At 71.9% G+C, this 7,295-nt stretch carries 7 protein-coding genes; 3 read left to right on the top strand and 4 right to left on the bottom strand.

Translation table 11 applies throughout. The annotated features are described in order from the left end of the window. Positions 1 to 126: 126 nt before the first annotated feature. The 4 genes from ACQKIP_RS34445 to argH all read right to left on the bottom strand — a co-directional run bounded on the left by ACQKIP_RS34445 (position 127) and on the right by argH (position 4,798). A complete protein-coding gene (locus tag ACQKIP_RS34445) occupies positions 127 to 1,668 on the bottom strand; it encodes an MFS transporter (RefSeq protein ID WP_365860145.1) in 1,542 nt (513 codons plus the stop codon). After that, positions 1,665 to 2,216: a TetR/AcrR family transcriptional regulator gene (locus tag ACQKIP_RS34440; RefSeq protein ID WP_365860144.1), complete on the bottom strand. Its 552-nt coding sequence runs from the start codon at positions 2,214 to 2,216 to the stop codon at positions 1,665 to 1,667. The genes ACQKIP_RS34445 and ACQKIP_RS34440 overlap by 4 nt, the downstream gene beginning before the upstream one ends. 81 nt (positions 2,217 to 2,297) lie before the next feature. Next, positions 2,298 to 3,272, bottom strand: a complete 975-nt coding sequence (locus ACQKIP_RS34435; RefSeq protein ID WP_365860143.1) for an aldo/keto reductase — start codon at positions 3,270 to 3,272, stop codon at positions 2,298 to 2,300. Positions 3,273 to 3,367: 95 nt separating this feature from the next. Then, on the bottom strand, positions 3,368 to 4,798 hold the full coding sequence (gene argH / locus ACQKIP_RS34430) for an argininosuccinate lyase (protein WP_365860142.1): 1,431 nt from the start codon (positions 4,796 to 4,798) through the stop codon (positions 3,368 to 3,370). A gap of 140 nt (positions 4,799 to 4,938) precedes the next feature. Here argH and ACQKIP_RS34425 point away from each other — a divergent pair, with 140 nt between their 5' ends. The 3 genes from ACQKIP_RS34425 to ACQKIP_RS34415 form a co-directional block, all read left to right on the top strand. Then, positions 4,939 to 5,526: a pyridoxamine 5'-phosphate oxidase family protein gene (locus ACQKIP_RS34425; RefSeq protein WP_365860141.1), complete on the top strand. Its 588-nt coding sequence runs from the start codon at positions 4,939 to 4,941 to the stop codon at positions 5,524 to 5,526. 3 nt (positions 5,527 to 5,529) lie between these two features. Continuing rightward, positions 5,530 to 6,246, top strand: a complete 717-nt coding sequence (locus ACQKIP_RS34420) for a L,D-transpeptidase family protein (RefSeq protein WP_365860140.1) — start codon at positions 5,530 to 5,532, stop codon at positions 6,244 to 6,246. 105 nt (positions 6,247 to 6,351) lie between these two features. After that, a partial coding sequence (locus ACQKIP_RS34415; RefSeq protein WP_427745044.1) for a bile acid:sodium symporter family protein occupies positions 6,352 to 7,295 on the top strand: 944 nt, incomplete at its 3' end.

Here is a 7,295-nt window from a genome sequence, read left to right as displayed (position 1 = left end):
CCGGGCGCCGGGTGATCCCCGGGGGCGGGGCGGGCGCTCCGCGTTGCCCCGCCGCACAAGAGGGGCCGTCGTCACCTGCCGGCCGACTGTGGCTGGTCGCGCCGTTCCCCGCGCCCCTTGCGGGGCTCAGTGCTCTACGCCGTCCTCCAGCTTCGAGCCCCGGAGGAGGAACCACGCCGCAACCGCCGTGGCAAGGAGCACCGCCGCGCCCACGCCCGCGGCCACGCGCAGGCCGTCCACGAAGGCATCCTGGGCCGAGGCCAGGAGGGCGTGGGCCTCGTGCACCGGGAGGCTTCCCGAGGACTCCACCGCGCCGCCGAGTGATTCGTGCGCGGCCGATGCCACGTCCGGCGGGGTGCCCGCCGGGGCGGTGAAGCTCCGGTAGACGCCGGTCACGATGGAGCCGAGCAGGGCGATGCCGAGTGCCGCGCCCAGTTCGTACGCCGTCTCGGAGACCGCGGACGCGGAGCCCGCCTGCTCCTTGGGCACGCTGGAGAGGATGACGTCGGCGGTCACCGTGAACGAGAAGCCCGCGCCGACGCCGACCACCAGGAGCGAGGCCCCCAGCAGCGGATAGCCGGTGCTCTGGCTCAGCGTGGTGAGCGCCGCCAGGGCGATGCCCACCGCCGCGAGCCCGCCGGCCACCACCGCGCGGACGGAGAACCGCCGCGCGACCACGCCCGCGACCAGACCGGCGGCCACCGCGCCCACCGCGGCTGGCAGCTCGGCCAGGCCCGCCTCGAACGGCCGCCTGCCCTGGACCAGTTGCAGGAACTGGGAGAGGAAGAAGACCAGGCCGGAGAGCCCGAGCACCGTGAGGAGATCGGCGAGCACGGCCCCCGAGAACCCCCGGTTGCGGAAGAGCCGCATGTCCAGGAGGGGCGCCGTCAGCGTGAGCTGGCGTCGTACGAACCAGGTGAGCGCCGCCACGCCGAGCACGGCCGCCGCCCCGACGTCCCAGCTGATGCCGTGCGACGCGGCCTCCTTGATGGCGTACACGACGGCGATCATGCCGATGAGCGAGAGCACGACGCTGATCAGGTCCCAGGGGCCCGGCGCCGGGTTCTTCGACTCGGGCAGGAACTTGATGCCCACGAGGACCAGGACCGCCATCACGGGCAGGTTGATCAGGAAGACCGAGCCCCACCAGAAGTGTTCGAGCAGGAAGCCGCCGACGACCGGACCGACGGCGGCACCGGCCGACGCCATCGCGCCCCAGATGCCGACGGCGAGGCTGCGCTCGCGCGGGTCGTGGAAGATGTTGCGGATCAGCGCCAGCGTCGACGGCATCAGCGTCGCGCCCGCGACACCGAGCAGCGCGCGGGCCAGCATGAGCAGTTCGGGGCTGGTCGCGTAGGCGTTGAGCACGGAGACACCGCCGAAGGCGACGGCGCCTATCAGCAGGAGCTTCTTGCGGCCGATGCGGTCACCGAGGCTGCCCATGGAGACGAGCAGACCGGCGATGACGAACGAGTACACGTCGCCGATCCACAGCAGCTGCGTGCCGGTCGGCTTCAGGTCCTCGCTGATGTACGGCGTGGCCAGGCCGAGCACCGTCGCGTCCACGGCGACGAGCAGCACGGCCAGGACCAGCACGGCGAGCGCGAGCCAGCGGCCGGGGCTGCGCTCGACCTCCGCCGACGCGGTCCGCTGTTCGATGCTGGTCATGATTCCACTCTCCGTTGTGCGCCGCCGATCAGCAGCTCGGCGATCATGTGTGTGAAGTCCTTGGCGGCCACGCGGCCGTCCAGTACGGCCCAGGCGCCCGCGCCGATGAGTCCGTACAGCGCCTCGGTGAGCCAGACGGAGCTCAGGTCGATGCGGAACTCTCCGCTCTCCTGGCCGCGCCTGAAGAGCGCGCCGATGCTGTCGTCGAGCCGGGACCAGCCCTCGTTCTGCGGTTCGTTCTCGAAGAGCTGGTTCTCGGTGACCAGGAACGCGAGCAGCCCCGCGGCCGGCTGGATCTCCTTCACCAGGCGGCGCAGCGCCTGGCAGGCGCTGTCCTCGCCGAGCCTGGCCGCTTCCAGGGCGCTCTCGCACTCCTGGATGCCGAGCTCTTCCAGGGCGCGCACGAGGGCGTCGCGCCCGGCGAAGTGGCGGTGCAGGGTGGCGCGGCTGATGCCCGCCGCGCGCGCCACCTCGTCCATCGTGGCGGAGCCCTTGCGGGTGAGGAGCGCCGCGGCGCTGCGCAGCACCTGGTCTCGATCGACTGACATGAGACAACCATAGACCAGGTGAGACAAAAATGTCTCACGAGATACGTGTGACGGTCACCGGGAGGTGGTCCCGGAGGTTTCTCAGTGCCAGGGCAGCTGCCCGCGCCGCTCCCAGTACGCGCCCGGCTCCTCGGCGAGCGACGCGAGGCGATCCAGCTGCTCCGCGTCGAGGTCGACGGCCGCCGCGTGCAGGTTCGAGACGAGCTGCACCGAGGTGGCGGCGCCGGAGAGCACCACGCCCGCCCACGGCTGGCGCAGAACGAGGGCGAGGGCCACCGCGTCGCTGCCGAACCCGGTCGCCTCCGCGATCTCGCGCAGGGGCGCCGGGGCGTGCGGGTCCGCGAGCCTGCCGTTGGCCATGCCCTCCTTGACCAGGACGGTGAGCCCCGCGTCATGGGCCTCGGCGAGGGCGGGTCCCGCCGAGGTCTCCAGGGCGTTGTAGGTGGCCTGGACGGTGCGGAAGAGCGGCTCGCCGTCCACGGTCACCTCCAGGGCGGCGCGGATCGCGGCGGCCTGCTCCGGGCCGCTCACCGAGAGTCCGACGGTCACGCCGCCGGCGGCAAGGGCGGCGAGTTCGGCGTGCAGTTCCTTGTCGGTGAGCGCGGGGCTGCCGGGCGTCACCGAGTGGATCTGATACAGGTCGAGCCGCTCGCCGAGCAGTTCGGCGCTCTCCGCGCGCTGCCGGGCGTACGCGGCGAGGCTGTGGTCCTTGACCTCGTGCGGCGGCGGGGCGTCGGCGTTCCAGGCGGCGGTGTACGTGTAGCCCCACTTGCTGCCGACGACGACGTCGGTGATGTCGGGCCGCGCGTGCAGCCAGTCGGCGAGGAACTCCTCGGAGCGGCCGTAGGAGCGCGCCGCGTCGAGGTACCGGACGCCCGACGCGTAGGCGGCGTCGAGGAGTTCGAAGGTCCGCTCGCGCAGGGCCTCCACGCTGCGGGAGGGCGGCAGGTCGGCTTCGCGGCCCAGCGTGATGTAGCCGGGCCTGCCGACGGCGGCCAGGCCGAAGCCGATGTGGGCGGTGGGGGTCGTTGCTGTGGCCAGACGCGAGAAAGGCATCGCGGGCTCCGTTCGGTCGACTCCTTCGGCTCCTTGCGAAGACGACCAACGTAACCCGCGATGCCCGGGTCAACGCGGCACGCGCTGTCCCTGCGTCACTTGCGCGCCGCGGCCCACTCCTGCTGCACCGTCAGGTCGGCCTTGACCTCGGCGAGCTGGACGGCGACGGCCGAAGGGGCGGTGCCGCCGCGGCCGTTGCGGGAGGCCAGGGCGCCGGGGACGTTCAGGACGGTCCGCACCTCGGGGGTGAGGTGCTCGGAGATCTTGGCGAACTGCTCGTCCGTGAGCTCGTCGAGCTCGATGCCGTGCGCCTCGCACTCCTTGACGCACTCACCGGCGACCTCGTGCGCCACACGGAACGGCACGCCCTGCTTGACCAGCCACTCGGCGATGTCCGTGGCGAGCGAGAATCCGGCGGGGGCCAGCTCCTCCATGCGCTCGCGGTGCACGGTGAGCGTCGCCATCATGCCGGTGAAGGCGGGCAGCAGGACTTCGAGCTGGTCGCAGGAGTCGATGACCGGCTCCTTGTCCTCCTGGAGGTCGCGGTTGTACGCGAGCGGGAGCGCCTTGAGGGTCGCCATCAGGCCCGTGAGGTTGCCGATGAGGCGGCCCGACTTGCCGCGCGCCAGCTCGGCGATGTCCGGGTTCTTCTTCTGCGGCATGATCGACGAGCCGGTCGAGAAGGCGTCGTGGAGCGTGACGAAGGAGAACTCCTTCGTGTTCCACAGGATGATCTCCTCGGCGATCCGGGACAGGTTCACGCCGATCATCGCGGTGACGAAGGCGAACTCCGCCGCGAAGTCGCGCGACGCCGTCCCGTCGATGGAGTTGGCCGCCGAGCCGCGCTCGAAGCCGAGGTCCGCGGCGACGGCCTCCGGGTCCAGGCCCAGGCTGCTGCCGGCCAGTGCACCCGAGCCGTACGGCGACACGGCGGTGCGCTCGTCCCACTGCCGCAGGCGTTCGGCGTCCCGGGAGAGGGACTGGACGTGCGCGAGGACGTGGTGCGCGAAGAGCACCGGCTGGGCGTGCTGGAGGTGGGTGCGCCCCGGCATGGCGACGTCCGGGTGCGCCTCGGCCAGGCCGACGAGCGCGCCCTGGAGGTCGGCGATCAGGCCGCCGATGATCCGGGCGTGGTCCCGCAGGTACATCCGGAAGAGCGTCGCCACCTGGTCGTTGCGCGAGCGGCCCGCGCGCAGCTTGCCGCCGAGGTCCGCGCCGAGCCGCTCCAGGAGACCGCGCTCCAGGGCGGTGTGCACGTCCTCGTCCGCGATGGTGCCGGTGAACTCGCCCGAGGCCACGTCGGCCTCCAGGAGGTCGAGCCCGGCCAGCATGCGGGTCAGCTCGTCCTCGGTGAGGAGTCCCGCCTTGTGGAGCACGCGCGCGTGGGCGCGGGAACCGGCGATGTCGTACGGCGCGAGGCACCAGTCGAAGTGGACCGATGCCGACAGCTTGGCCAGTGCCTCCGCCGGACCGTCCGCGAACCGGCCGCCCCAGAGCCGCACGTCACCGCCGTTGTTGCTGCTCACTTCACGTACTCCCTTAGCCTTCATCCGCCGTCCTGCATGAGTATGCAGTCCTCCGTATGTTTCGTCAATCCGGTCCCGGTGCGGGCGGCCCGCGAGAAGTCGTTAGACGGGCGAACGACCAGGGCGGATAATCCCCGGACATGGGAAAGACCTACGAACGCATAGACGGCAGGCTCCGCTCGTTCATCGAGGCCCAGCCCGTCTTCTTCACCGCGACCGCGCCCCTCTCCGGCGACGGCACGATCAACCTCTCGCCCAAAGGTCTCACCGGCTCGTTCGCCGTCGTCGACGAACACACCGTGGCCTATCTCGACTTCGCGGGCAGCAACGCCGAGACGGTCGCGCATCTGCGCGAGAACGGCCGCATCACCCTGATGTGGTGCGCCTTCCAGGGCCCGCCGAACATCGTCCGGGTGCACGGCCGCGGCGAACCCGTCTTCCGCGACGACCCTCGCTGGGCGGAGCTGCTCGGACATTTCCCCGGCATCGACCCGACCCCGCACGGACTGCGCGCGATCATCGTCGTGACGGCCGAACTCGTCCGCGACACCTGCGGATACGGGGTGCCCTTCATGTCGTACGACGAGGACCGCGACCTGCACGCACGGCGCTTCGCCCGCGAGGACGACGCATCCCTGAGCGAGTACTTCACCAAGAAGGAGCACATCGCACGGAGCATCGACGGCCTGCCCGGGCTGCCGCTGCCCCTGCCTCCCAGTACGGTCTGAGCCATGCGCCCCCGTGCCGCCGCCCTCGCGTCCGCAGCCGCTCTCGTCCTGGCCGTCACCGGCACACTCGGCGCCGCGCCGCCCCGCGCGAGCCTGCCGCTGCCGGACCGCATGGCCGGCACGGGCGGCGGCACCCAGCTCATCACCGCCCGGGCCGCGCACACCGGCTCCACCACCGGCACGGTGACGTGGTGGGACCGCAGCGGCGGGCGGTGGACGCGGGCCGGGTCCGCGGCGGCGCGCTTCGGGGCCAAGGGCCTCGCGGAGGGCGGCTCCCGCAAGCAGGGCACGAACACGACGCCCACCGGGCTCTTCCGCCTCCCGTACGCCTTCGGGCTCAAGCCCGCGCCGCCCGGCACTCGCTACACCTACCGCCGCATCGCGAAGAACTCCTGGTGGTGCCAGGACAACGACTCGCGCTCCTACAACCGCTGGACCCAGCCCCGCCCCGGCGACTGCCGCGCCACCGAGTCCGAGCACCTGATCACGTACGACCCCCAGTACACGCACGCCCTGGTGATCGGCTTCAACTACGACCGCCCGGTGCGCGGGCGCGGCGCCGGGATCTTCCTGCACGCCAACGGGCGCGGGGCGACGGCGGGCTGCGTGTCGGTGCCCGTGGACGCGATGCGGCGGATCCTCTCCTGGGCCGACGAGAAGCGACGGCCGCACATCGCGATCGGCACGGACTCCGGACCGACGGCGATCACCCGCTACTGACGGACCCGCCGTGCGGCAGGACATGCAGGTCACGACAGCTCCGTGTAGCGACCACATATCGAGACGGGTTTGCGTCCGTGCGGCGTGGCGGCGTTGCATCGCCGGGTGCAGACCGAACAGACGATCCCCAGCTCCACGCAGGCCGGCGACAAGGCGGCCCGCCTCGCCGTCACGGTCTTCCCCGTCCTCGTACTCGTCGCGGGCGCGCTCGGCCTGCTGACGCCGGACACCTTCAAGAGCTGGGGCACGAACGTCCCCTACCTCCTGGGGCTCGTCATGTTCTGCATGGGGCTCACCATGACCCCGCTCGACTTCCAGGGCGTCGTCAAGCGGCCCTGGGCCGTCGCGCTCGGCCTGGTCGCGCACTACGTGATCATGCCGGGGCTCGGCTGGCTGATCGCCCACGCGCTCGGCCTCTCGCCGCAGCTCGCGGCCGGCGTGATCCTCGTCGGCTGCGCACCGAGCGGCACCGCGTCCAACGTCGTGACCTATCTGGCGCGCGGCGACGTGGCCCTCTCCGTCTCGGTGGCCACCGTCTCCACCGTGCTCGCACCGCTCATCACACCGCCTCTGACGCTGCTGCTCGCGGGCGAGTACCTGCCCGTGGACGCGGGCTCGATGGTCACGGACATCCTCAAGACCGTGCTGCTCCCGGTGTTCGCCGGCCTCGTCGTGCGGCTGCTGTTCGGGCGCTACATCAAGCGGATCCTCAGCGCCCTGCCGTGGCTCTCCGCGCTGACCATCGCCGTCATCGTGGCCGTCGTGGTCGCGGGCAGCGCGGCGGCCATCAAGTCCGCGGCGCTCCTGGTGTTCCTCGCCGTCGTGCTGCACAACGGCCTCGGCCTCGCGCTCGGCTACGGCGCGGGCAAGCTGGCCCGCCTGGGCCCGCCGGCCTCGCGCGCCATGGCCTTCGAGGTCGGCATGCAGAACTCGGGGCTCGCCGCGTCGCTGGCCACGGCCCACTTCAGCCCGCTCGCCGCGCTGCCCGCCGCCGTGTTCTCCGTGTGGCACAACGTCTCGGGGGCCCTGGTCGCCGCCTGGATGTCCCA

Origin of the sequence: Streptomyces sp. NPDC059900, from assembly GCF_050270335.1 — a bacterium.
Classification (GTDB): domain Bacteria; phylum Actinomycetota; class Actinomycetes; order Streptomycetales; family Streptomycetaceae; genus Streptomyces.
This window is presented reverse-complemented; position numbering and strand designations above follow the sequence as displayed.

Coding starts and splice junctions, on each gene's coding strand:
- ACQKIP_RS34445 (WP_365860145.1), bottom strand. CDS start 1,668: ATGACCAGCATCGAACAGCGGACCGCGTCGGCGGAGGTCGAGCGCAGC.
- ACQKIP_RS34440 (WP_365860144.1), bottom strand. CDS start 2,216: ATGTCAGTCGATCGAGACCAGGTGCTGCGCAGCGCCGCGGCGCTCCTC.
- ACQKIP_RS34435 (WP_365860143.1), bottom strand. CDS start 3,272: ATGCCTTTCTCGCGTCTGGCCACAGCAACGACCCCCACCGCCCACATC.
- ACQKIP_RS34425 (WP_365860141.1), top strand. CDS start 4,939: ATGGGAAAGACCTACGAACGCATAGACGGCAGGCTCCGCTCGTTCATC.
- ACQKIP_RS34420 (WP_365860140.1), top strand. CDS start 5,530: ATGCGCCCCCGTGCCGCCGCCCTCGCGTCCGCAGCCGCTCTCGTCCTG.